Genomic DNA, 23,450 nt, shown 5'->3' with positions numbered 1-23,450 from the left:
TCAACATAAGTTCACTATGGGGTATCCATAACTTTCACGAATCCTCCACCCCCCGGCTTTTTTATGGGGGAGGAGGCGGGAGGATGAGAGAGCAGGCTCTGCGACCGCAGCCGGGGGGCTGAGGCGAAATTCGTGAAGCCGCCTGCAAAATTCGGTGGGTTTTTATGTGCGCCAGCACTCATAACTTAAATTTATGCAACGGAGATCACACAAACAGGGGGTGGGGCGTAGGGGTTGGGAGGATGGAAAGAGGATGTCAAATAAGGAGACTGATTCACGTTGAACCACTGAAGTCATACTACGAGACATCACCAAAAGGATGGCAGATATGAATATCAAGACTGGCGCACGCGTTTTCGCATTGTCCGCCCTTGCAGCAATGATGGTTTCCGCACCGGCGCTCGCCAAAATTGAAGAAGGCAAGCTGGTTATCTGGATTAACGGCGACAAAGGCTATAACGGCCTGGCCGAAGTGGGCAAAAAATTCGAGAAAGACACCGGTATCAAAGTTACCGTAGAACATCCGGACAAACTGGAAGAGAAATTCCCGCAGGTTGCAGCAACCGGCGACGGCCCGGACATCATCTTCTGGGCGCATGACCGTTTCGGCGGCTACGCGCAGTCTGGCCTGCTGGCTGAAGTCACCCCAGACAAAGCGTTCCAGGACAAACTCTTCCCGTTCACCTGGGATGCCGTTCGCTACAACGGCAAGCTGATCGCTTACCCTATCGCAGTTGAAGCCCTGTCTCTGATTTACAACAAAGACCTGGTACCAAACCCACCGAAAACCTGGGAAGAGATCCCGAAACTGGATAAAGAGCTGAAGGCGAAAGGTAAATCCGCTCTGATGTTCAACCTGCAAGAGCCGTACTTCACCTGGCCGCTGATTGCTGCCGACGGCGGTTACGCGTTCAAGTTTGAAAACGGCAAATATGACGTGAAAGACGTGGGCGTGGATAACGCAGGCGCGAAAAAAGGCCTGACCTTCCTGGTTGACCTGATCAAGAACAAACACATGAACGCGGATACCGATTACTCCATCGCGGAAGCGGCGTTCAACAAAGGCGAAACCGCGATGACCATCAACGGTCCGTGGGCCTGGACCAACATCGATAAGAGCAAAATCAACTACGGCGTAACGCTGCTGCCAACCTTCAACGGCAAGCCGTCTAAACCGTTCGTTGGCGTGCTGAGTGCGGGTATCAACGCCGCCAGCCCGAACAAAGAGCTGGCGAAAGAGTTCCTGGAAAACTACCTGCTGACCGATCAGGGTCTGGATGAAGTGAACAAGGATAAACCGCTGGGCGCCGTGGCGCTGAAATCCTTCCAGGATCAGCTGGCGAAAGATCCACGCATCGCGGCCACTATGGATAACGCCCAGAAAGGCGAAATCATGCCGAACATCCCACAGATGGCAGCGTTCTGGTACGCCACCCGTACTGCAGTCATCAACGCAGCAAGCGGTCGTCAGACTGTTGATGCCGCGCTGAAGGATGCGCAGGGCCGTATTACTAAGTAAGCAGAAAAACGGCGGGTGGCGCGTGCGCTTACCCGCCCTACGACTACGGCACGATCCGTAGGTCAGGTAAGCGCCGCGCCACCTGACGAAAAGTTTCCACCGTTGTAGAGGAAGAACCCCATGGATGTCATTAAAAAGAAGCACTGGTGGCAAAGCGACGCGCTGAAATGGTCAGTGATAGGTCTGCTGTGTCTGCTGGTGGGTTACCTTGTTGTTTTAATGTACGTACAAGGGGAATATCTCTTTGCCATCATGACGCTGATCTTAAGCTCTGCTGGCCTGTATATTTTCGCCAACCGTAAAGCCTATGCCTGGCGCTATGTTTACCCTGGCGTGGCCGGGATGGGGCTGTTTGTCCTGTTCCCACTGATCTGTACCATCGCCATTGCTTTCACCAACTACAGCAGCACCAACCAGCTTGCGCAGGAACGCGCCCAACAGGTGCTTCTGGACCGTTCCTATCAGGCGGGAAAAACCTTTAATTTCGGCCTGTATCCTGCGGGTGACGAATGGAAGTTAGCGCTCACTGACGGTGAGAGCGGCAAAAACTATATTTCCGACGCGTTTAAATTTGGCGGCGAGCAGAAGCTGGCCTTAAAAGAGGCTGCGGCCCTGCCGGAAGGTGAACGTGCTAACCTGCGGATCATTACCCAGAACCGCCAGGCGTTGACCCAGCTCACCGCCGTGCTGCCAGATGAAAGCAAAGTGACCATGAGCTCGCTGCGCCAGTTCTCCGGCACTCAGCCGCTCTATACCCTGGCAAAAGACGGCACGCTGACTAACAATCAGAGCGGCGTGAAGTATCGCCCGAACAACGACATTGGTTTCTATCAGTCCATTACTGCCGACGGCAAATGGGGTGATGACAAACTCAGCCCGGGTTATACCGTTACCATCGGCTGGGATAACTTTACCCGCGTGTTCACCGACGAAGGCATCCAGAAACCGTTCTTCGCCATCTTCGTCTGGACGGTGATTTTCTCGGTGCTCACCGTGATCCTGACCGTGGCCGTGGGCATGGTGCTGGCCTGTCTCGTGCAGTGGGAATCCCTGAAAGGCAAAGCGATTTACCGCGTGCTGCTGATTCTGCCGTATGCCGTGCCGTCGTTTATCTCGATTCTGATTTTCAAAGGACTGTTTAACCAGAGCTTCGGTGAAATCAACATGATGCTGAGCGCGCTGTTCGGTATCAAACCGGCCTGGTTCAGCGACCCAACCACCGCCCGCTCGATGATTATTATCGTGAACACCTGGCTGGGCTACCCGTACATGATGATCCTGTGCATGGGCCTGCTGAAGGCTATCCCGGACGATCTGTACGAAGCTTCAGCGATGGACGGTGCGGGTCCGTTCCAGAACTTCTTTAAAATTACGCTGCCGCTGCTCATTAAGCCGCTGACCCCGCTGATGATCGCCAGCTTTGCCTTTAACTTTAACAACTTCGTGCTGATTCAGCTGTTGACCAACGGTGGCCCGGACCGTCTCGGCACCACTACGCCGGCAGGCTATACCGACCTGCTTGTGAGCTACACCTACCGTATCGCCTTCGAAGGCGGCGGCGGACAGGACTTCGGTCTGGCAGCAGCCATTGCCACCCTGATCTTCCTGCTGGTTGGTGCCCTGGCGATTGTGAACCTGAAAGCCACACGTATGAAATTTGACTAAGGAGGGCATCGATCATGGCTATGGTACAACCCAAATCTCAGAAATTGCGCCTCCTGGCGACACACTTAGGCCTGCTGATTTTCATCGCGGCAATCATGTTCCCGCTGCTGATGGTTATCGCTATCTCCCTGCGTTCGGGTAACTTCGCGACCGGGAGTCTCATCCCGGACGAAATCTCCTGGGAGCACTGGAAGCTGGCGCTGGGCTTCAGCGTGGAGCATGCGGATGGACGCGTGACTCCTCCGCCGTTCCCGGTGCTGCTGTGGCTGTGGAACTCGGTGAAAGTGGCGACCATTACCGCAATCGGTATTGTCACGCTCTCCACCACCTGTGCTTACGCCTTCGCCCGTATGCGTTTCCCGGGCAAAGCGACGCTGCTGAAAGGCATGCTCATTTTCCAGATGTTCCCGGCCGTGCTGTCGCTGGTCGCGTTGTATGCCCTGTTTGACCGTCTGGGTCAGTACGTGCCGTTTATCGGCCTGAACACCCACGGCGGCGTGATCTTCGCCTATCTTGGCGGTATCGCCCTGCATGTATGGACCATTAAAGGGTATTTCGAAACCATCGACGGTTCGCTGGAAGAGGCGGCCGCGCTGGATGGCGCTACTCCGTGGCAGGCCTTCCGTCTGGTGCTGCTGCCGCTGTCGGTACCTATCCTGGCGGTGGTGTTTATCCTGTCGTTTATCGCTGCGATCACCGAAGTACCGGTCGCCTCTCTGTTACTGCGCGACGTGAACAGTTACACCCTGGCCGTGGGTATGCAGCAATACCTCAACCCGCAAAACTACCTGTGGGGCGACTTTGCTGCGGCGGCTGTACTCTCTGCCATCCCGATTACCGTGGTGTTCCTGCTGGCCCAGCGCTGGCTGGTTAACGGCCTGACGGCGGGCGGTGTGAAAGGTTAAGTTTCATTTGTTATGCCACTGCAACCCTCAACTTTAGACGTATTGTATTGACCCAACTTGTGACTGTTGTTAGGCGCTCTTCGGAGCGCCATTTTTTTATTCCCGTTTCAGCCGCTTCGAGTTACACAGCCAGAGGGTGATCACCAGCAGCAGGATCGCCGCCGAGTAGATCAGCACGTCGAGGGGGGATTTATGATCGACGATGATCAGCCGCACAATCGCGGTGATCCCAATGTAGACAAAATAGCGCAGCGGGAAGTGAAAGCCCGACTGAAAGTACTTCACAATCAGGGCAATAAACTCGAAGTAGAGAAAGTAGACCACCAGGCCTTCCACCAGCGCATATTTGCTGGTTTGTTCAGGGGCGAACAGCACATCCGCCAGATGCACCGTCTCTTTGCCAAGGAAGACGACCAGAATCAGACCAAGGCTTAGCAGACCGAGATTTAGCACGGTCTGGAGGATCGTTGAGATAAACTCAACGCGCGGGCGAGTCAGGGATGTCATACAGCACCTCATTCTCCAGGGCGAGGTTCCTGTATAACGCAAAAATGTGACGGGGATCTATATTTTTTGTTTATGTTTTGTCCGCATTAGCATTCTTGCCGGGCGGCACTGCGTTTGCCCGGCCTACAAAAGCAATATCGTAGGCCCGGTAAGCGCAGCACCACCGGGCAAACAAGCATCAACGGAAGTTAACGTTCTTATCGCTGGTCATGTCATACAGCTGGAACTTACGCCCAAGCTGCTGGCCCCCGTCGCGCGTCAGCGGTGTCCAGCCCACTGCCGCACGGCTGCGGGTTGGGCCTGACGAGAAGAGATCCAGCGGAATCGACACATAGACCCCTTTAGTGAAGTCCCCTTCCCCGTACTCGTCCGGCGAGACGTTGGTGATGGTGGCATAACCGCCCACCACGACGCCGCTGTCGAAGTGTTTGGAGATATCCAGCGTGCCACCCTTGTCGCCCGCCAGATACTGGCCGACGCTGGCTTTCACCAGTACGTCCTGCGCGAATGACGGTGTCCAGTAGGCGGTCAGATGGCCCGTTTTGACGCTGTAGTCGGTGAACTTCATCATGTCCTGCGCGCTGCGCCAGTCACGCTGTTTCACGTAGTTAGCATCAATCCCAAATGCCCAGTTGCTGTCGACAGGACGGTAAAGCACCTCTGCCCCTGCGCCACCGAACATGGTTTCCAGATATCCGCCGTACACCTGGCCGTAGAAACCGTTGCCGAAGTACTGGAAGTAGTTGGCCTGCAGGTTATTCACGTAGACATCGTTCTGCACGTATTCACGAACGCGAGTTCTTACGCGCGGCAGTTTTGAATCGTTCGGCGGGTTGGTGTAGTTAAATTTGTCGTAGTTGTTGGCGATATTGCCGAACAGGCTACCGGTAGTCAGCAGATGGTCGGTGACCCACAGATCTGCCGTCGCCATTGCGCCCAGCTGATACATGTAGAAGTTTTCCGGTCCGCCAACGGACTGGTTCAGCACCGGATCGATATGGAAATCAAAGCGCGACTTGTCGATATACCAGCCTTGCTCGGTGGTGTCTGGCACGACCGGCTCAACGCGTTTTTGCACCAGCTCGGTTTCATGCCCGAGCGGCTCGCCTTCGAGATGGCGCTTGAGGCTGGCAACGTCCGTTTCCGTCGTCACCTGTGGCAGGTTCAGGCGGTTCTCGGTCACGCGGATCGTGCGGATCCCGTCCGGGAGATCGTTCATGACGATCCGGTTGGCGCGTTCGATCCCTTCCCGCGAGTCGCGGTATTTCACCTGCTCGCCGGTGACGTAAAGCGTGTCGCCCTTGGTCTGAATCTTCGGATCCGCCAGACCGGCATTGTATTTCAGCAGCGTCAGCTGATTTGCCACCACGGAGTGCTGCAGAATCGCATCCTGCGGCTCCGGCTGGTAGGCTGGCCGCGCGTTATCATTGTAGTGCGGCCGCATGTCGTTAAAGTTGGTGCGCAGCGTGAAACCAAACATCACGGTATTACCGCGCTCGTAGCTGAGGTTAACGTCGGCCCAGTCGGTGACGCGATAAATGGCGCCGACGTTAAACTTGCTCTTCTGCTCAATCTTCCCGGCGAAATCCTGAGAGTAGTCGTTTCCTTCGTACTCCAGCTTCAGGCGCAATGGCTGCCAGGGGGTCTGGTATTCCACGCCACCGAACAGCGAGGCCGGGCCATGGAACATCTGGTCGCCGTTGATGGAACCCGCTTTCTGGTAACTGTTATCGCGGTAGCAATATTTATCGCTGTAGGTGCAGAACGGGTTTTTGACGTTACCGCTGGTACCGAGATAGCCCCATCCCAGGCCAAGCGAGAAGTCGAACGGCCCCCAGGCCTTGCTGGCCACAATGTATTCCGCATCAAACAGGCCGGTCCCGCCGATATCTTTGGCCCCCACGGACACCTGCGGCATCCAGTAGCTCTCTTCCCACAGGCGCAGCTTGAGGTCGAAGGCTTTATCTTTGTAAGTCTGGTCGCCAGAGAACGCCTCGACGCTGCTGTACTGTTTCGTTCGCACATCGGTGTAGCGCAGCGTGGTTTCAAGCCACGGGAAAAGCTGTACCGAGGCGGAATAGTAGCGGTACTGGTCGTTATCGCGGTAGTTCAGACTGATTTCCCCTTCACGCGCCATGCGCGCGGTGGGCGTTTGCAGTAAACCGACGCCGCCGAAGTCTGACTGAGACGGGCCAATGGGTGCCGGATACGTTTCTGCATGACATGCGGCGCTTACACAGAGCGCCAGCATGCTGTAGAGATAGGTTTTTTTCATTCTTCCGGTATCCGCTGTGTCAGGGAGTGAAGGATATCGGCGTTAAGCCCGTCATATGCCTTCGTCCAGAAATGGTCGGCAAAACCGACAAAAATGATGCTGCCAGGCATGGGCTCGATATGGCGTTTATTCCAGTAAGCTACCGGCGCTTTTTGCGTGTGCCCGTCAGGGTAAACGACCCAGGCGTAGCTGTTATCGGCACCGCTCAGCAGGCTTTGCTCGTCGAGATAGCTCACCACGTCGCGACCTGGCGTAAAGGGCTTTTTACCCGGGCTGCTGACAAGCCCCATTACGGTCACCGTCGTCGGTTTTACGGGCAGCCAGAGGGTGTACTCCCCTTCAAGGGTTGGGTTGCCCTTTTCCGTGACGCGCACTTCATCGGGATCAAGATTCACCTTCTGGCGGCCAGTCACCTTCAGCGCCTGAAGCTGCTGGCGAATGCTATTGATTGCTGCGGCATCGTCACCGTCTTCCTGCGCCGCCAGACCGGTCAGACGGGCAAGCAGTGCAAGATGTTCTTGCTCTGCCTTAATCGTTGCCTGACGCTCGCCGATCACCGCCCCCGGCCACCAGCTGTTGGCAAGCCTCGGCTGCCCGACGAGATCGAGCAGATGTTCAGCGTTGGTTAACGTTTTGGGTTTCTCGTTGTCCGCCGTGTAGACCTTCACCGTTCCTGCAGACCATGCCGCAGGGGTTGCAAGGCTCGCAATTAGCGCAACGCGGATAATTGTTTTCATGATTTTGCGGCCTTGATCAGCGTGGTTTTCACCGGGAAGAAACCGGCACCGAGATACTGCAGGGACTGACGGATTTGCCCTTCCTCGTCGATCCAGAAGCGGTTATGCCAGGTGGTCTGGTCGGTTGTTACCTCTTCATCCAGCACGCGTACCTGGGTTTCATCGCTCCCCACTTTCACGCTGTCGGTGCCATCCCAGCGGAAGGTGGAATGCGCCGTGGCGTAACGCACCTGCTTGTGTTCAGTCCAGCCCATCGTGCGCGTCCAGCCAGCGCCGTCGGTAATCTGGTTCGGCTTGATCAGCGGATCGGCCGCGATATTGTTCACCTCAAGCAGGTTGTCGCCCCCGAGCAGGGTTTTCACGATACGGCCATGCTGCGTCACGATGGTGGCCTGATCCTGCGTCACCCATTTCTGCTGCCCGTTTTCATCGAAAGCGAGCACCACAAACAGTTGCGGGCCATCATTAAGCTGCATGTACTGGCTGGCGTAGGGCATGTTCTGAAGTTCGTCATCGGTCAATTGCACGCCCGGCGTACCGAACAGACTGTCCCACAGTGAATGACCCAGCCCTTTGGTGGTGGCTGAGCACGCCTGCAACAGCAGGCAAATCAGAATGATTGCAGGTCGCTTCACGACTCTTCTCCGAAGGGGCGAAATAACCACACCGAAGTGTGGTTATGATTAAAACACCCGGTCTTACTGGGTGCTGGTTGTCGTAGTGGTCGTGGTTCCGGTATTGGAGCCATCACCGCCACCGGTTGCCGCCAGCGCGACACCCACGGCTGAACTTACGGCGCTGGTGCTGGCTGCGGTAGAGCTTCCCGCAGACGCAGACGTCGCTGCCGACCCTGCTGCTTCCCCGACCTGGACCGGAGCTGCATAGACAGATGTCGCCGCAAGTGCAGATATGGCAAAAATGCCATACAGTACTTTCTTCATAACAATTTCCCTTCAATGAATGAATGGAGATTTGCCCGAAAAGAAATTCAGGCGGAATCGAGTATACACAACTAAAGCAGCGGGATTACCGTGAGGGGAAATAGGGAATGGGTTTTCGGACTAATGGATAAAATCGAAATGAAAAGCAAATAAAAAAAATATATAAATATTAAAAATCAATAATTTATAATATAAACACATTATCTTACTTCTACGTATTTTCTTAAAATAAACCGCAGCAATTAACGAGTTAACCGTCTTTTTCGGATTAAACTCACATCCAGAATTTGAGTTAACTAACAGACATCAGGAATTATCCGATAAAAAAATGCCGGCATTTCGCCGGCACATTTTCATAATGTTTTAATTACGCGCGCCAGGCTTTATAGCGGTTAATCAAACCATTGGTCGAGCTGTCGTGGCTGGTGATCGCTTTATCGTCACCCAGCTCTGGCAGAATGCGGTTTGCCAGCTGTTTGCCCAGTTCAACGCCCCACTGGTCAAAGGTGAAGATGTTCAGGATGGCACCCTGAGTAAAGATCTTGTGCTCGTACAGCGCAATCAGCGCACCCAGGCTGAACGGGGTGATTTCACGCAGCAGGATGGAGTTGGTTGGGCGGTTGCCTTCGAACACTTTGAACGGCACAACGTGGTCCAGCGTGGCCGGATCTTTACCCTGATCGCGATACTCCTGCTCAACCACCTCGCGGGATTTACCGAACGCCAGCGCTTCAGTCTGGGCGAAGAAGTTAGACAGCAGTTTTGGATGGTGGTCAGACAGCGGGTTATGGGTAATAGCCGGGGCGATGAAATCGCACGGTACCATTTTGGTTCCCTGGTGGATCAGCTGGTAGAAGGCGTGCTGGCCGTTAGTGCCCGGCTCACCCCAGATGATTGGACCCGTCTGGTAATCCACCGCGTTGCCGTTACGGTCAACGTACTTACCGTTGGATTCCATATTGCCCTGCTGGAAGTAGGCCGCAAAGCGGTGCATGTACTGGTCGTACGGCAGGATCGCTTCGGTTTCAGCGCCAAAGAAGTTGTTGTACCAGATACCAATCAGCGCCAGCAGCACCGGCAGGTTTTTCTCAGGTGCGGTGGTGGAGAAGTGTTTATCCATCGCGTGCGCGCCGGAGAGCAGTTCTACGAAGTTATCGAAGCCTACGGACAGAATGATGGACAAACCGATGGCAGACCACAGAGAGTAACGGCCGCCAACCCAGTCCCAGAACTCGAACATGTTCGCGGTGTCGATACCGAACTCGCCAACCGCTTTACCATTGGTGGACAGCGCCGCGAAGTGTTTCGCCACGTGCTTGTTGTCGCCCGCGGTTTTCAGGAACCAGTCACGCGCGCTGTGGGCGTTGGTCATGGTTTCCTGGGTGGTGAAGGTTTTAGACGCCACCAGGAACAGGGTGGTTTCCGGGTTCACGTTCTTCAGCACTTCAGCGATGTGAGTACCATCGACGTTAGACACGAAATGCATGTTGAGGTGGTTTTTGTACGGACGCAGCGCTTCGGTCACCATGAACGGACCCAGATCAGAACCGCCGATGCCGATGTTTACCACGTCGGTGATCGCTTTACCGGTATAGCCTTTCCAGCTACCGGAGATGATCGCTTCGGAGAAAGCTTTCATCTTTTCCAGCACCGCGTTCACTTCCGGCATCACATCTTTGCCATCAACGATGATTGGCGTATTGCTACGGTTACGCAGCGCCACATGCAGCACGGCACGGTCTTCGGTGCGGTTGATTTTCTCGCCGGAGAACATGGACTTGATAGCGTCGGCAAGCTGAGTCTCTTTTGCCAGATCCTGCAGCTTTGCCAGCGTCTCTTCGGTAATGCGGTTTTTGGAAAAATCCACCAGCATCAGGTCGTCGAAGGTCGCGGAGAACTTAGCGAAACGATCGGCATCTTTCGCGAACAGATCCGCGATGGTGACGTCTTTCATTTCATCAAAATGTTTCTGGAGTGCCTGCCAGGCAGCGGTCTGCGTTGGGTTGATGTTTTTCATTAGCAATACTCTTCTGATTTGAGAATTGTGACTGCGGTCGATTGTAGCGCCTGCAAATAAAAATTGTGATGGTTTTTATGCCATTGCCCTGGCCTGCATCAAACACAGGTGAAAAGACCCGAAAAGTATAGCTGCTGAAGTGCCCTCCCGGGCGGCGAATTGTCGGTCAAAAGGGGGTAAAACGGAGCATAAAATATGGCCCTGTTATAAGTCCTGTTTCTCAGGGGTACCCCCCCATAAAAAATCCGCATAATCCCAGCATTGACAGGACCTCCCCCGCATTTTATTTATAGGGCCGTATTTTGCGCCTGCACCTGTTTTCGTTTCACTCTTGTGCCAAGGTCGCTTATTCATTCCCTGACACGAGGTTGTTATGACGAGTTTTGTGGTCGCCAAGTTTGGCGGCACCAGTGTGGCCGACTACGATGCCATGAACCGCAGCGCCGATGTGGTGCTGGCCGATCCGAATACCCGCCTGGTGGTGCTCTCCGCATCCGCTGGCGTGACGAACCTGCTGGTTTCTCTGTCTGAAGGACTGGAAGCGACAGAACGTTTCGTGAAGCTGGATGCACTGCGCAAAATTCAGTTCGACATCCTTGAGCGTCTGCAAAATCCAAACGTGATCCGTGAAGAAGTGGAACGCCTGCTGGAAAATATCACCACCCTGGCAGAAGCAGCGTCTCTGGCCACCTCCACCGCCCTGACCGATGAACTGGTCAGCCACGGTGAATTGATGTCTACCCTGCTGTTCGTTGAAATCATGCGCGAACGTAACGTTCAGGCGCAGTGGTTTGACGTGCGTAAAGTTATGCGCACCAGTGACCGTTTTGGCCGCGCTGAACCGGACGTTGAGATGCTGGCTGAGCTCACCAACCAGCAACTGGCCCCGCGCCTGGCTGAAGGCATGGTGGTCACCCAGGGCTTTATCGGCAGCGAAGCCAAAGGTCGCACGACGACGCTGGGCCGTGGCGGCAGCGACTATACCGCGGCTCTGCTGGGTGAAGCTCTGCATGCCACCCGTGTGGATATCTGGACTGACGTGCCGGGTATCTACACCACCGACCCGCGCGTGGTTTCCGCGGCGAAACGTATTGATGTGATCGCGTTTGAAGAAGCGGCGGAAATGGCCACCTTCGGCGCGAAGGTGCTACACCCGGCAACGCTGCTGCCTGCCGTGCGCAGCGATATTCCGGTCTTCGTGGGCTCCAGTAAAGATCCTAAAGCGGGCGGCACGCTGGTTTGCAAGAAAACGGAAAACCCACCGCTGTTCCGTGCACTGGCCCTGCGCCGTCGCCAGACGCTGGTGACGCTGCATAGCCACAATATGCTCCACTCCCGCGGTTTCCTGGCAGAGGTGTTTGGCATTCTGGCGCGTCACAATATCTCCGTAGACCTCATCACCACCTCCGAAGTGAGTATTGCGCTGACGCTGGACACCACCGGCTCGACCTCCACCGGCGATACCCTGCTGACGCAGTCGCTGCTGATTGAGTTGTCCGAGCTGTGCCGCGTGGAAGTGGAAGAAAACCTGGCGCTGGTGGCCATCATTGGCAACAAGCTGTCGCGCGCCTGCGGCGTGGGCAAAGAGGTGTTTGGTGTGCTCGACCCGTTCAACATCCGCATGATTTGCTACGGTGCCTCCAGCTACAACCTTTGTTTCCTGGTCCCTGCGGATCAGGCTGAGCAGGTCGTGCAGAAACTTCATCAGAATTTGTTTGAATAAAATTCGTTAGCACGTTAAACAATATCGATAAGCCGGGCACAGACCCGGCTTTTTCATAACAAAACAACACGACAATACTGCAAGGAATTCACTATGTTATCCGTTATCACCCGGCTGTTCCCCTTATGGGCGCTGCTGCTCTCTGTCCTCGCGTATTACACGCCCGCCACGTTCACCGGTATTGGTCCATGGGTCGCCACGCTGCTGATGCTGATTATGTTCGGCATGGGCGTGCATTTAAAAATCGACGATTTCAAACGCGTGCTGTCGCGCCCGGCTCCGGTTGCTGCGGGTATCTTCCTGCATTACCTGGTGATGCCGCTCGCGGCGTGGCTGCTGGCGATGGCCTTTAAGATGCCGCCGGATCTCTCTGCCGGAATGGTGCTGGTGGGCAGCGTCGCCAGCGGCACGGCGTCTAACGTCATGATCTATCTGGCGAAAGGGGATGTAGCCCTCTCCGTTACCATTTCATCCGTTTCCACGCTGGTGGGCGTTATTGCCACGCCGCTGTTAACCCGCCTGTACGTGGACGCGCATATTCAGGTGGACGTGATGGGGATGCTGCTCAGCATTCTGCAGATTGTGGTGATCCCGATTGCCCTGGGGCTGGTCATTCACCATCTGTTCCCGCGCGTGGTGAAAGCCGTTGAGCCCTACCTGCCTGCGTTTTCGATGGTCTGCATTCTGGCCATCATCAGCGCAGTGGTGGCGGGTTCTGCCTCGCACATTGCTTCCGTCGGTTTTGTGGTGATCGTCGCAGTCGTGCTGCATAACACCATCGGACTGCTGGGAGGATACTGGGGCGGGAAGCTGTTTGGTTTCGACGAATCCACCTGCCGCACGCTGGCGATTGAAGTCGGGATGCAGAACTCCGGTCTGGCGGCGGCGCTTGGCAAAATTTACTTCTCGCCGCTGGCGGCCCTGCCGGGTGCCCTGTTCTCGGTGTGGCACAATCTTTCAGGTTCGCTGCTGGCGGGCTACTGGTCCGGCAAACCGATTAATGCACAAACGAAAAAAGAAGCGGTGAAACAGGATTGAATTGCTTTACACTGAAGCCTCCCCCTCAGGAGGCTTCAGCAATGGCTACACCACGTTTGACCCAGAAAGACATGACGGAAGCCGAGCAGCGCGAACTGAAAACGCTTCTCGACCGCGCCCGCATTGCACATGGCCGCACGCTGACGAACGCCGAAACCAATCAGGTGAAAAAAGAGTACATCGACAAGCTGATGGCGGAACGTGACGCTGCGGCGAAGAAAGCCCGCAAACTGAAAAAAGAGCAGGCTTATAAACCGGATGCAGAGGCGACCTTCTCCTGGTCCGCCAGCACGTCAACCCGTGGAAGGCGCTAATCAGCGCCCTTTCTTTTTACGACCCGGCTGGGTAAATCGCTTACCGTTACCCGGCTTGCCTCGCCCTTTCTCTTCCGCCTGCGGCGCCTTCACCACCGGGCGTTTAATCGCCTGGGTTTTCGGCTTCGCCTTAGCCTTCGGCTTCGCTTCTGACGACGAGTTTTCGATAAGCCTGAACAACTCAATCAGCTCGTCATCCGTCAAGTCACGCCACTCGCCCAGCGGGATCCCGGACAGGCTAACGTTCATGATGCGCGTACGTTCAAGCTTCGTCACTTCATAACCGAAGTACTCGCACATGCGGCGGATCTGGCGGTTTAGGCCCTGTACCAGAGTAATACGGAACGCGAAAGGCGCTTCTTTCTTGACCTTACACTTCTTCGTCACCGTGCCCAGGATCGGCACGCCTGCGCTCATCCCGCGGATAAACTCGTCCGTTACCAGTTTGTTTACCGTAACGATGTACTCTTTCTCATGGTCGTTACCGGCTCGCAGGATTTTGTTCACCAGATCGCCATGGTTGGTGAGGAAAATCAGCCCCTGCGAATCTTTATCCAGACGGCCAATCGGGAAAATGCGGCTGCTGTGGTTCACGAAATCAACGATGTTGTCTCGCTCACCGTCTTCCGTGGTGCTGACAATCCCAACCGGTTTATTCAACGCGATAAACACCAGGTCTTCTGCATCACGCGGTTCGATGACCTGACCATTCACTTTGACCACGTCGCCAGGCATCACCTGATCGCCGATGGTGGCGCGTTTGCCGTTAAGAAACACGTTACCTTGTTCAATGTAACGGTCAGCCTCGCGACGTGAGCAGATCCCGCTCTCGCTAATGTATTTGTTTAATCGGGTTGATTGAGTTGGCAGCATAGTTTCTCCTGTGAAGGGCGAAATATACCTTACCTTGCGGCTGACAAAAAAGTGTTAGTAACCGTTGATCAAAAAATCGAGTGCATCCCGCAATGAGGCCCGGTTTTGAGTAAGATCGGCGACACGCTCGCCCAACTCTTTTGGCGATATGCCTGCCATCATGTGCATCATAACCACGCAGGGCTTACCCGCTATCTCAACGACAGGGCACACTTTCGCAGGCGGCTGAATGCCTCCCAGGTGGCTAAGCTCAACTGCGGGGGCGACCAGAACATGCTTCATCACATTGGCCACGGGATGCTGCATATTGATTAGCCAGGGATAGGCAGTTTTCCCCTTACCTTCATTCTCATAAGCAAAATATTGCTCCATCAGAACGACCTCTGAAAGTCACTAAAGGAGCCGTTTTCATCAACCCACTGGTTAATAGCCTCGATAGACGCTTTATTTTCTGCTAACCACTCTGCACGCTGATGCGCACGAAACTGCTCCTGCAATGCAGCCGTGAGTACAGCAGAGAGATTAAGTTTAAGCCGTCGCGCCTCTTCAAGGATTTCTGGTGCTAACGACACATTGACTGATTTTTTGATGCCATGAGTAGTGCGCATGAGAACCCCCATCGGTATGCGCATGAATTGGCGAAGTGTAGCGTAATAAACGAGCACTTTCTATTCCCTTAAAAATGTAAGGTCTGCAGCGTAAATGGCGCTTCATAAGGTGTCACGCCTCGCAAAACGGTTTTGCGAGGCGCTTTCAGAGATTAATACTCGTCCCGCTCGTCATCTTCATCCGGCTGTTCCATCACGCTATAGGCCACCGCGCAGAACAACGAGTTAAGACGCTTCATGTCCCCCAGCAGCCCCAGGTGCAGGGAGCTGGTCTCGATACTCTGCACGTTTTGCTGGTGAAGACGCTCAACGTGGGCGTGCGAGTAGCGACGGTTGAGGATGCGAAAGCGATGCTTGTTACGACGCAGGCGGCGCGCGCTCGGCACGTCGCTGGAGAAGAAGACCAGCATCGCCAGCTTCAGGTTGCTCAACAGCTGTTCGTGGAGCGCCTCCAGCTCCTTCAGGCCCTCAATGGAGAATGCCCGACGTGCTGCCAGTGACTTATCTGCAATCTCACTCCCCATACGCTCCACGATATCGGAGGCTTGCTCCAGGTTGAGCGACATCTCGATGATTTCTGCCCAGCGGCGAGACTCCTCTTCCGCCAGTTCATCCTGCGGAATACGCGCCAGATAGAGCTTAATGGCGGTATAAAGCACGTTGATATCGTCCGCCAGCCTGCGCAACTCTTTCTCTTCACGCGGTTCTCCGTGCATCACCTTCTGCAGCCCTTCGAGCATGGTTTCCATCGCATCACCCATGCGTAGCGTCTCGCGGGCGGCATTCGCCAGCGCCAGCGCCGGGGTATCCAGCGCGGAGGTATCCAGATGCTTCGGTTTCAGGCGCGCATCCAGCTCCGGTTCATCCTGAATGAGTCGTTCGCAAAAGCGGGCCATCGGCCCCGCAAAAGGCACCATCGCCAGGCAGCGCACCAGGTTATAGAAAACGTGGAAATAGATCACCAGCTCCGCTTTCGGCAGCGAGAGGTTATCCATCAGGTTCGCCAGCGGGTGCACAAACGGCAGGATAATCAGGCTACCCACCAGCTTAAACAGCAGGCTGCCGAGCGCCACACGGCGAGCCGCAGCGTTGGCGGCACTGTTGTTGAGCATTGCCAGCAGGCCAGACCCCAGATTCGCACCAATCACCAGACATAGCGCCACCGGGAAGGAGATCGCCCCGGCAGCGGTGAGCGTGGCCGTCAGCAATACGGCTGCCAGGCTTGAATAGCTGACGATGGCAAACACCGCGCCAATCAGCGCGTCCAGCATGATGTCACCGGTCAGAGAGGCGAAGATGACCTGAACGCCGTTGGCTTCGGTGATGGGGGTGACCGCCTGCACAATCAGCTCCAGCGCCAGCAGGATCAGCCCCAGGCCAATCCCCACGCGCCCAAGCTGCCCGGCACGCGTCTGTTTGCGCCCGAGGAAGAAGATGACGCCAATGAAAATCAGCAGCGGCGACAGCCAGGAGAGATCGAACGTCAGAATACGCGCCATCAGCGCGGTACCCACGTCGGCCCCCAGCACGATCACCAGTGCCGGCGCGAGCGCCACCAGATCCTGTGCCACAAAGGAGGTGACAAGCAGGGTGGTGGCATTACTGCTCTGAACCAGCGCCGTGACGCCTATCCCCGCACAAAAGGCGAGCGGCTTCTTCTCAACGCTGCTGCTGAGAACGGTGCGTAAACGAGCACCAAAGACGCGCATCACGCCGGTACGGACGATATGGGTCCCCCAAACGAGCAGTGCGACTGCGGAGAGCAGATGTAACAGGGTCAGCACGGAAGGTTTTCCTCCTTATCGTTATTCATTTTCCTTAGGTTCAGTATAAGGGTTTAAACGTAAGAAAGAGACAGGGCGCCCCATGAGCGCCCTGTTTGTTGTAAGGAAAAGTGATTTTAGTCGGCGTCGTAGCCGAGATTAGGCGCCAGCCAGCGCTCGACTTCTGACACGCTCATGCCTTTGCGCAGGGCGTAATCTTCGATCTGATCGCGCTGTAGCTGCGCCACGGCAAAGTACTTGCTGTCCGGGTGGCTGAAATACCAGCCGGAAACAGAGGCACCTGGCCACATGGCAAACGACTCGGTGAGTTTCATCCCCGTATGGGCCTCAACATCGAGAAGTTTCCAGATGGTGCCTTTTTCGGTGTGCTCCGGGCAGGCCGGATAGCCCGGCGCCGGGCGAATGCCCTGGTAGTTTTCGCGGATCAGCTCCTCGTTGCTGAGGTTTTCATTGGCCGCGTAGCCCCAGTACACCTTACGTACGCGCTCATGCAGATACTCAGCGAAGGCTTCCGCCAGGCGGTCGGCAATCGCTTTGACCATGATTTTGTTGTAATCATCATGCTGCGCTTCGTATGCCTCCGCCAGCGTATCTTCTTCCAGGCCGCCGGTTACCGCAAAGGCGCCGATATAGTCGGCTTTGCCACTCAGTTTCGGTGCGACGAAATCCGCCAGACAGTAGTTGGCGAAGCCCACTTTCTCCGTTTGCTGACGCAGGTGATGGCTCACGGTCAGCACATGCGTGCGGGTTTCATCGCGGTAGATTTCCACATCGTCACCCACGCGGTTCGCCGGGAACAGCCCCACCACGCCGCGCGGATTGAGGGATTTCTCTGCACTCAGCTTGTCGAGCATGTCATTGGCATCTTTAAACAACCGCTTCGCCTCTTCACCTACCACCTCATCCTCGAGGATGCGCGGATATTTGCCCGCCAGCGACCATGTCATGAAGAACGGCGTCCAGTCGATGTAGTTACGCAGCGTTTCGATGCTGGCGGTGACGTCCTGCACGCCCAGACGATGCGCAACCGGCGGGGTATAACTCGACCAGTCAAACGCCAGATCGTTATCGCGCGCCGCCTGAAGTGAAACCGGCGGCGTGCGCGGTTTCTTACGACCGTGCTGGATGCGGACGGTTTCGTACTCTTTGCGGGTGCGCGCCACGAAGTCATCGCGCTGAGTGTCGGAGAGCAGCGCGGACACCACGCCTACGGTGCGCGAGGCGTTCTGCACATAGACCGTCGGGCCGCTGTAGTTCTGTTCGATTTTCACCGCCGTATGCGCTTTCGACGTGGTTGCCCCGCCAATCAATAACGGAATAGTGAAGCCCTGACGCTCCATCTCTTTCGCCACGTTGACCATCTCGTCCAGCGACGGCGTGATCAGCCCGGAAAGGCCAATCAGGTCGGCATTCACCTCACGCGCGGTTTTGAGGATTTTATCCGCCGGGACCATTACCCCGAGGTCGATAATTTCGTAGTTATTGCACTGCAGCACCACGCCGACGATATTCTTGCCGATGTCGTGCACGTCGCCCTTCACGGTGGCGATGACCATCTTGCCGTTGCTGGAGCCTTTCTCTTTGCTGGCCTCGATAAACGGCTCCAGATAGGCCACGGCCTGCTTCATCACGCGGGCAGATTTCACCACCTGCGGCAGGAACATTTTTCCCTCGCCGAACAAATCGCCGACCACGTTCATGCCGTCCATCAGCGGGCCTTCGATCACCTCAATCGGGCGAGCTGCCTGCTGGCGCGCTTCTTCGGTGTCCTGCTCAATAAACTCGGTGATGCCTTTCACCAGCGAATATTCCAGACGCTTTTTCACGTCCCAGGAACGCCACTCGGCCTGCTGAACGTTGGCCGATTCATCCGTTTTGCTGCCGCGGTATTTCTCCGCGAGGTCCAGCATGCGCTCGGTGGCGTCGTCGCGACGGTTAAGGATAACATCTTCTACCGCGTCGCGAAGCTCGGCAGGGAGGTCATCGTAAATCGCCAGCTGGCCGGCGTTTACGATCCCCATGTCCATCCCGTTGCGGATGGCGTAGTAGAGGAACACGGCGTGGATCGCTTCACGCACCGGGTCGTTGCCGCGGAACGAGAACGACACGTTCGACACGCCGCCGGAGATTAACGCATGCGGCAATTCACGTTTAATGTCTTCACATGCGCCGATAAAGTCCTGGGCATAGTTGTTATGCTCTTCAATCCCGGTCGCGACGGCGAAAATGTTCGGGTCAAAGATGATGTCTTCCGGCGGGAAACCCACCTCTTCGGTCAAAATCTTGTACGCGCGCCGGCATATCTCAATTTTACGCTCGCGGGTATCCGCCTGGCCCACTTCGTCGAAGGCCATGACCACCACGGCAGCACCGTAGCGGCGGACCATCTTCGCGTGGTGGATAAAGATATCAACGCCCTCTTTCATCGAGATAGAGTTGACGATGCCTTTACCCTGAATGCACTTCAGCCCTTTTTCGATGACTTCCCATTTGGAGGAGTCGATCATGATCGGCACGCGGGCAATGTCCGGCTCGCCGGCAATCAGGTTGAGGAAACGCACCATCGCCGCTTCGGCGTCGAGCATCCCCTCGTCCATGTTGATATCAATAATCTGCGCGCCGCTTTCCACCTGCTGGCGGGCGACGTCCAGCGCTTCGCTGTACTTCTCTTCTTTAATCAGGCGCTTGAACTTCGCGGAACCAGTGACGTTAGTCCGCTCCCCCACGTTCACAAACAGGCTGTCGTCGCCAATGGTCAACGGCTCGAGACCAGAAAGACGACAGGCAACGGGAAGCTCAGGCAGCTTACGCGGCGGCAGCCCGGCCACGGCGTTGCTCATGGCGGCAATGTGTTCCGGCGTGGTGCCGCAGCAGCCGCCAACAATGTTCAGGAAGCCAGATTCAGCCCACTCGCGGATTTGCGCCGCCATGGTGTCGGCATCCAGATCGTATTCACCAAAGGCATTGGGCAGACCGGCGTTCGGGTGCGTGGTGACATAGCATTCTGCGATGCGCGATAACTCCTGCACGTACTGGCGCAGTTCATCTGGCCCCAGAGCACAGTTCAGGCCAAAGGAGAGCGCTTCCGCGTGGCGCAGGGAGTTATAAAACGCTTCGGTGGTCTGGCCGGACAGGGTACGGCCGGAGGCGTCGGTAATGGTGCCGGAAATCATGATCGGCAGGTCAACGCCCAGTGCCTCGAACTCCTCTTTCACCGCGTAAATCGCGGCTTTGGCGTTGAGGGTGTCGAAAACCGTTTCAATCAGGATCAGGTCGGAACCGCCTTCCACCAGCGCTTTGGTCGATTCACGGTAGGCAGCGACCAGCTGGTCAAAGGTGATATTACGAAATGCCGGGTCGTTGACGTCCGGTGAGATTGATGCGGTGCGGTTGGTTGGGCCAAGCACCCCGGCAACGTAGCGCGGTTTGTCCGGCGTGCGGGCAGTCCATTCATCTGCGCAGGCACGAGCCAGTTTAGCCGCCTCAAAGTTGATCTCCGCCGACAGGGATTCCATCTGGTAATCCGCCATGGCGATGGTTGTCGAGTTAAAGGTGTTGGTTTCAACGATATCTGCCCCTGCCTCGAAGTAGGCATTGTGGATACCCTTAATGACGGACGGCTTGCTGAGCACCAGCAGGTCGTTGTTACCTTTCAGATCGCAAGGCCAGTCAGCGAAGCGTTCGCCGCGGAAATCGTCTTCACTCAGACGATAGCCCTGGATCATCGTGCCCATGCCGCCGTCCAGCACCAGAATTCGTTCATTTAACTGCGCACGCAGTTGCTCTACTTTGCTGCTCACACTTGCTCCCGACAACGCTCAACAAGGCCAAAAGGCTGCGTTCCATACTGGCACAATCTCACAGGGTGGAAAAGTCACACAGCGGTAACATGAGACATGTTCACCATCACTCCTCCGATCAGTCAGGATAACGGTTGCAAAATCACCAAATAAAACGAAAATGATTTCCACGATACAGAAAAAGGAGATCGTCATGGTCGCGACCGTTCCCGCCAAACGCGGCAGAAAACCTGCTGCCACCCCCGCTGCACAACCGAGCGGACAGGTTCAATCGCTCACGCGCGGTCTGAAGCTGCTGGAGTGGATAGCCGAGTCGCACAGCAGCGTGGCCCTGACGGAGCTGGCCCAGCAGGCTGGCCTGCCGAACTCCACCACGCACCGCCTGCTGACCACTATGCAGCAGCTGGGCTTTGTCCGCCAGGTCGGCGAGCTGGGACACTGGGCGGTGGGCGCACATGCCTTTATCGTTGGCAGCAGCTTCCTGCAAAGCCGCAATCTGCTGGCGATTGTGCATCCGATTCTGCGCAAGCTGATGGAAGATTCCGGCGAGACGGTAAACCTGGCGGTGCTTGACCAGAGCGATCATCAGGCAATCATTATCGATCAGGTGCAGTGCACGCAGCTGATGCGTATGTCCGCGCCGATTGGCGGTAAGCTGCCGATGCATGCGTCCGGGGCAGGAAAAGCGTTTCTGTCTCAGCTCAGCGAAGAGCAGGTGACAGGGCTGCTGCATCGTAAAGGGCTGCACGCCTATACCCATGCCACGCTGGTTTCGCCGGTGCATCTGAAAGAGGATCTGGCGTTAACCCGCAAGCGTGGCTATTCATTTGATGATGAAGAACATGCTTTGGGTCTGCGCTGTATCGCGGCCTGTATCTTTGACGAGCACCGCGAGCCGTTTGCCGCCATCTCTATCTCCGGGCCGATTTCGCGCATGACCGACGACCGCGTTACCGAGTTAGGTGCGCTGGTGATTAAGGCGGCGAAAGAGGTGACGCTGGCGTATGGTGGGATTCGTTAAACCGGATGCAAAACCGCTGCTTGCGGCGGTAAGCGTACACATCTTCCACATGCCCGTTTTTGATCCGCGTTTGCAGCCCACGCCAGTAGCTGGCACGAAAAAGGTCGGCGTGCATCTCTTCAAATAGCGGCCCGATGCGCGGATCGGCGCACAGCCAGTGGCGAAACTCTTCGGGAAAGACATCGCCCGGCGAAACGCTGTACCACGGTTCACCAGACAGTTCATCTTCCGGGTAACGGGGCGGCGGGATATCACGGAAATTCACTTCGGTCATGTAGCAAATCTCGTCGTAATCATAAAACACCACTCGCCCGTGGCGCGTGACGCCGAAGTTTTTAAACAGCATATCGCCCGGAAAAATATTGGCCGCGGCAAGCTGGCGAATCGCGTTACCGTATTCTTCTATAGCATCGCGCAGCGCCTGACCCTCGGACTGCTCCAGCCAGATGTTCAGCGGCACCATGCGGCGCTCGATGTAAAGATGGCTAATCACGATTTTGTCGCCAAGATCGGTGATTTTCCCGGATGCTTCCTTGAGCAAAAGCGCCATCAGCGCCGGGTCGATCTGTTGCTTATCCAGCACAAAGTTTTCGAATTCCTGAGTATCCGCCATACGTCCGACACGGTCATGCTCTTTGACCAGCTGATAGCAGGCGCGGACGTGCGCGGCGGTCATCTCTTTCTGCGGCGCGAACCGGTCTTTAATGACCTTAAATACGCGGTCGAACCCCGGAAGCGTAAACACCAGCATCACCATGCCGCGAATGCCAGGTGCTTCGATAAACTGTTCATCTGCGGTGGTGACATAACGCAGGTATTCCCGATAGCTTTCCGTTTTAGCGTGCTTCTGACAGCCAATCGCCATATACAGCTCGGCGGTGGTTTTGCCCGGCAGGATCTCCCGCAGCCATTCCACCAGCGCGGCAGGCAACGGTGCGTACACCATGAAATAGGAGCGGGCGAAGCCAAATACAATGCTGGCCTCGGCGCTGGTGGTCAGGCAGGTATCGACAAACAGTTCCCCGTCATCTGTGCGATGGATGGGGAGCAGAAACGGTACGATGGCCGATGGCGTGACCAGTTTTCCTACCAGCCAGGCGGCTTTATTGCGATAGAAAAGCTCGTTGGCAACCTGCAAGTGGCTGCGGCCGAGCAACGCCTCGCCGAAGGTTTCGCGCAGGTGGGTGTGGATATAACCTATATCCCGGGTTTTATTCTCCCAGGGCAAACGCAGCGGCAAATCGGTTAGCACACGGTGCAAAAGCTTCTCCCACCCGCGTTCCGGGAAGAAATCTTTCGCCAGCGGACGTGGGATAGCACGAAATCGTCGTTCAGGCTGAGAGCTGAAGATAAATAACCGCTCAGGAGATAATGAGCGGTGGTCAAATAACCGGCAATAGACGGAGTTGAAAAAGCTCTCCGCAATCTCGAAGCGCGGGTAGTCAGGTAATAAATGGGTGTAGTGCTCTTTCACGCGCAGTAAAAAGTCCGCATCCGGGCTTTTACCATCGGTAATACAGCGCAACTGCTCCACCACCAGACCCACGTGGTGGTCATAAAGGTGAATACGCTGCTTCATGGCCTGCTGAACCGCATGCCAGTCCGCATGTTCGAAGCGCTGTTGCGCACCGGATGTCACTTCAAGAAAACGACCATACTGGGCATCGAAGCCCTGCAAAATAGTTTGAGCAATCAGTAATTCCAGGCCACGCGACATATATTC

General features: G+C 55.9%; 19 protein-coding genes. 7 read left to right on the top strand and 12 right to left on the bottom strand.

From position 1 onward, the window contains the following. The first annotated feature begins 328 nt into the window (after positions 1-328). The 3 genes from malE (at position 329) to malG (ending at position 4,089) form a co-directional block, all read left to right on the top strand. Positions 329-1,519: a maltose/maltodextrin ABC transporter substrate-binding protein MalE gene (gene malE, locus G0034_RS01195; protein ID WP_023331781.1), complete on the top strand. Its 1,191-nt coding sequence runs from the start codon at positions 329-331 to the stop codon at positions 1,517-1,519. A gap of 120 nt (positions 1,520-1,639) precedes the next feature. Continuing rightward, the gene (gene malF, locus G0034_RS01190; RefSeq protein ID WP_014882101.1) at positions 1,640-3,184 is read left to right on the top strand and encodes a maltose ABC transporter permease MalF; all 1,545 of its coding nucleotides are present in this window, start codon (positions 1,640-1,642) and stop codon (positions 3,182-3,184) included. Positions 3,185-3,198: 14 nt separating this feature from the next. After that, complete coding sequence (malG, locus tag G0034_RS01185) at positions 3,199-4,089, top strand: maltose ABC transporter permease MalG (protein WP_003860332.1); 891 nt, start codon at positions 3,199-3,201, stop codon at positions 4,087-4,089. A gap of 96 nt (positions 4,090-4,185) precedes the next feature. Here malG and psiE read toward each other — a convergent pair whose 3' ends face one another. From psiE to pgi, 6 genes are all read right to left on the bottom strand, one after another. Then, positions 4,186-4,596 carry a phosphate-starvation-inducible protein PsiE gene (gene psiE, locus G0034_RS01180; RefSeq protein WP_000202963.1) on the bottom strand — a complete coding sequence of 137 codons (411 nt, stop codon included), beginning with the start codon at positions 4,594-4,596 and terminating at the stop codon, positions 4,186-4,188. A gap of 178 nt (positions 4,597-4,774) precedes the next feature. After that, on the bottom strand, positions 4,775-6,871 hold the full coding sequence (locus G0034_RS01175; RefSeq protein ID WP_014882099.1) for a YjbH domain-containing protein: 2,097 nt from the start codon (positions 6,869-6,871) through the stop codon (positions 4,775-4,777). Then, positions 6,868-7,608: a capsule biosynthesis GfcC family protein gene (locus G0034_RS01170; protein WP_014882098.1), complete on the bottom strand. Its 741-nt coding sequence runs from the start codon at positions 7,606-7,608 to the stop codon at positions 6,868-6,870. Before G0034_RS01170 ends, G0034_RS01175 begins: the two co-directional genes overlap by 4 nt. Next, positions 7,605-8,243: a YjbF family lipoprotein gene (locus tag G0034_RS01165; RefSeq protein WP_232952426.1), complete on the bottom strand. Its 639-nt coding sequence runs from the start codon at positions 8,241-8,243 to the stop codon at positions 7,605-7,607. Before G0034_RS01165 ends, G0034_RS01170 begins: the two co-directional genes overlap by 4 nt. 63 nt (positions 8,244-8,306) lie before the next feature. Further along, positions 8,307-8,549: an exopolysaccharide production protein YjbE gene (gene yjbE, locus G0034_RS01160; protein WP_003860341.1), complete on the bottom strand. Its 243-nt coding sequence runs from the start codon at positions 8,547-8,549 to the stop codon at positions 8,307-8,309. Between the two features lie 367 nt (positions 8,550-8,916). After that, on the bottom strand, positions 8,917-10,566 hold the full coding sequence (gene pgi, locus G0034_RS01155) for a glucose-6-phosphate isomerase (protein WP_014882096.1): 1,650 nt from the start codon (positions 10,564-10,566) through the stop codon (positions 8,917-8,919). Between the two features lie 373 nt (positions 10,567-10,939). Here pgi and lysC point away from each other — a divergent pair, with 373 nt between their 5' ends. The 3 genes from lysC (at position 10,940) to G0034_RS01140 (ending at position 13,641) form a co-directional block, all read left to right on the top strand. After that, positions 10,940-12,289 carry a lysine-sensitive aspartokinase 3 gene (gene lysC, locus G0034_RS01150; RefSeq protein WP_023331779.1) on the top strand — a complete coding sequence of 450 codons (1,350 nt, stop codon included), beginning with the start codon at positions 10,940-10,942 and terminating at the stop codon, positions 12,287-12,289. 93 nt (positions 12,290-12,382) lie between these two features. Then, positions 12,383-13,327, top strand: coding sequence for a ketopantoate/pantoate/pantothenate transporter PanS (gene panS / locus G0034_RS01145; RefSeq protein WP_045135510.1), 945 nt, complete (start codon positions 12,383-12,385; stop codon positions 13,325-13,327). A 41-nt stretch (positions 13,328-13,368) separates the two neighbouring features. Further along, positions 13,369-13,641, top strand: a complete 273-nt coding sequence (locus tag G0034_RS01140; protein WP_014882093.1) for a YjbD family protein — start codon at positions 13,369-13,371, stop codon at positions 13,639-13,641. Here the strand turns inward: G0034_RS01140 and rluF are convergent, their stop codons facing one another. From rluF to metH, 5 genes are all read right to left on the bottom strand, one after another. Continuing rightward, positions 13,642-14,514, bottom strand: a complete 873-nt coding sequence (rluF, locus tag G0034_RS01135; RefSeq protein ID WP_045268803.1) for a 23S rRNA pseudouridine(2604) synthase RluF — start codon at positions 14,512-14,514, stop codon at positions 13,642-13,644. It lies immediately after the preceding gene. A gap of 54 nt (positions 14,515-14,568) precedes the next feature. Next, a complete protein-coding gene (locus G0034_RS01130; RefSeq protein WP_029740630.1) occupies positions 14,569-14,886 on the bottom strand; it encodes a CcdB family protein in 318 nt (105 codons plus the stop codon). Further along, positions 14,886-15,179 carry a type II toxin-antitoxin system CcdA family antitoxin gene (locus G0034_RS01125; RefSeq protein WP_014830260.1) on the bottom strand — a complete coding sequence of 98 codons (294 nt, stop codon included), beginning with the start codon at positions 15,177-15,179 and terminating at the stop codon, positions 14,886-14,888. The genes G0034_RS01130 and G0034_RS01125 overlap by 1 nt, the downstream gene beginning before the upstream one ends. Positions 15,180-15,274: 95 nt before the next feature. Further along, the gene (locus tag G0034_RS01120) at positions 15,275-16,906 is read right to left on the bottom strand and encodes a Na/Pi cotransporter family protein (protein WP_014882089.1); all 1,632 of its coding nucleotides are present in this window, start codon (positions 16,904-16,906) and stop codon (positions 15,275-15,277) included. 116 nt (positions 16,907-17,022) lie between these two features. Further along, positions 17,023-20,706 (bottom strand): methionine synthase, encoded by a 3,684-nt coding sequence (metH, locus tag G0034_RS01115; RefSeq protein WP_179120429.1) that lies wholly within the window; start codon positions 20,704-20,706, stop codon positions 17,023-17,025. Between the two features lie 193 nt (positions 20,707-20,899). On the opposite strand from metH, the gene iclR reads away from it, so the two are divergent. Further along, positions 20,900-21,727, top strand: coding sequence for a glyoxylate bypass operon transcriptional repressor IclR (iclR, locus tag G0034_RS01110; RefSeq protein WP_074165096.1), 828 nt, complete (start codon positions 20,900-20,902; stop codon positions 21,725-21,727). On the opposite strand, the gene aceK is transcribed toward iclR, so the two are convergent. Beyond that, the gene (gene aceK / locus G0034_RS01105) at positions 21,681-23,444 is read right to left on the bottom strand and encodes a bifunctional isocitrate dehydrogenase kinase/phosphatase (RefSeq protein ID WP_014882086.1); all 1,764 of its coding nucleotides are present in this window, start codon (positions 23,442-23,444) and stop codon (positions 21,681-21,683) included. The two genes, iclR and aceK, sit on opposite strands and share 47 nt — an antisense overlap. Positions 23,445-23,450: the final 6 nt, after the last annotated feature.

This window comes from Enterobacter sp. T2, assembly GCF_010692925.1.
Lineage (GTDB): Bacteria > Pseudomonadota > Gammaproteobacteria > Enterobacterales > Enterobacteriaceae > Enterobacter > Enterobacter kobei.
The sequence above is the reverse complement of the archived record's forward strand: the minus strand, read 5'-3'. Positions and strand labels throughout refer to the sequence as shown.

Excerpts from the sequence above, each read along its gene's own strand:
- pgi (WP_014882096.1), bottom strand. The coding sequence starts at position 10,566 with ATGAAAAACATCAACCCAACGCAGACCGCTGCCTGGCAGGCACTCCAG.
- iclR (WP_074165096.1), top strand. The coding sequence starts at position 20,900 with ATGGTCGCGACCGTTCCCGCCAAACGCGGCAGAAAACCTGCTGCCACC.
- yjbE (WP_003860341.1), bottom strand. The coding sequence starts at position 8,549 with ATGAAGAAAGTACTGTATGGCATTTTTGCCATATCTGCACTTGCGGCG.
- malE (WP_023331781.1), top strand. The coding sequence starts at position 329 with ATGAATATCAAGACTGGCGCACGCGTTTTCGCATTGTCCGCCCTTGCA.
- aceK (WP_014882086.1), bottom strand. The coding sequence starts at position 23,444 with ATGTCGCGTGGCCTGGAATTACTGATTGCTCAAACTATTTTGCAGGGC.
- G0034_RS01170 (WP_014882098.1), bottom strand. The coding sequence starts at position 7,608 with ATGAAAACAATTATCCGCGTTGCGCTAATTGCGAGCCTTGCAACCCCT.
- rluF (WP_045268803.1), bottom strand. The coding sequence starts at position 14,514 with ATGCTGCCAACTCAATCAACCCGATTAAACAAATACATTAGCGAGAGC.
- malG (WP_003860332.1), top strand. The coding sequence starts at position 3,199 with ATGGCTATGGTACAACCCAAATCTCAGAAATTGCGCCTCCTGGCGACA.
- panS (WP_045135510.1), top strand. The coding sequence starts at position 12,383 with ATGTTATCCGTTATCACCCGGCTGTTCCCCTTATGGGCGCTGCTGCTC.
- psiE (WP_000202963.1), bottom strand. The coding sequence starts at position 4,596 with ATGACATCCCTGACTCGCCCGCGCGTTGAGTTTATCTCAACGATCCTC.
- malF (WP_014882101.1), top strand. The coding sequence starts at position 1,640 with ATGGATGTCATTAAAAAGAAGCACTGGTGGCAAAGCGACGCGCTGAAA.
- G0034_RS01175 (WP_014882099.1), bottom strand. The coding sequence starts at position 6,871 with ATGAAAAAAACCTATCTCTACAGCATGCTGGCGCTCTGTGTAAGCGCC.
- G0034_RS01140 (WP_014882093.1), top strand. The coding sequence starts at position 13,369 with ATGGCTACACCACGTTTGACCCAGAAAGACATGACGGAAGCCGAGCAG.
- G0034_RS01130 (WP_029740630.1), bottom strand. The coding sequence starts at position 14,886 with ATGGAGCAATATTTTGCTTATGAGAATGAAGGTAAGGGGAAAACTGCC.
- lysC (WP_023331779.1), top strand. The coding sequence starts at position 10,940 with ATGACGAGTTTTGTGGTCGCCAAGTTTGGCGGCACCAGTGTGGCCGAC.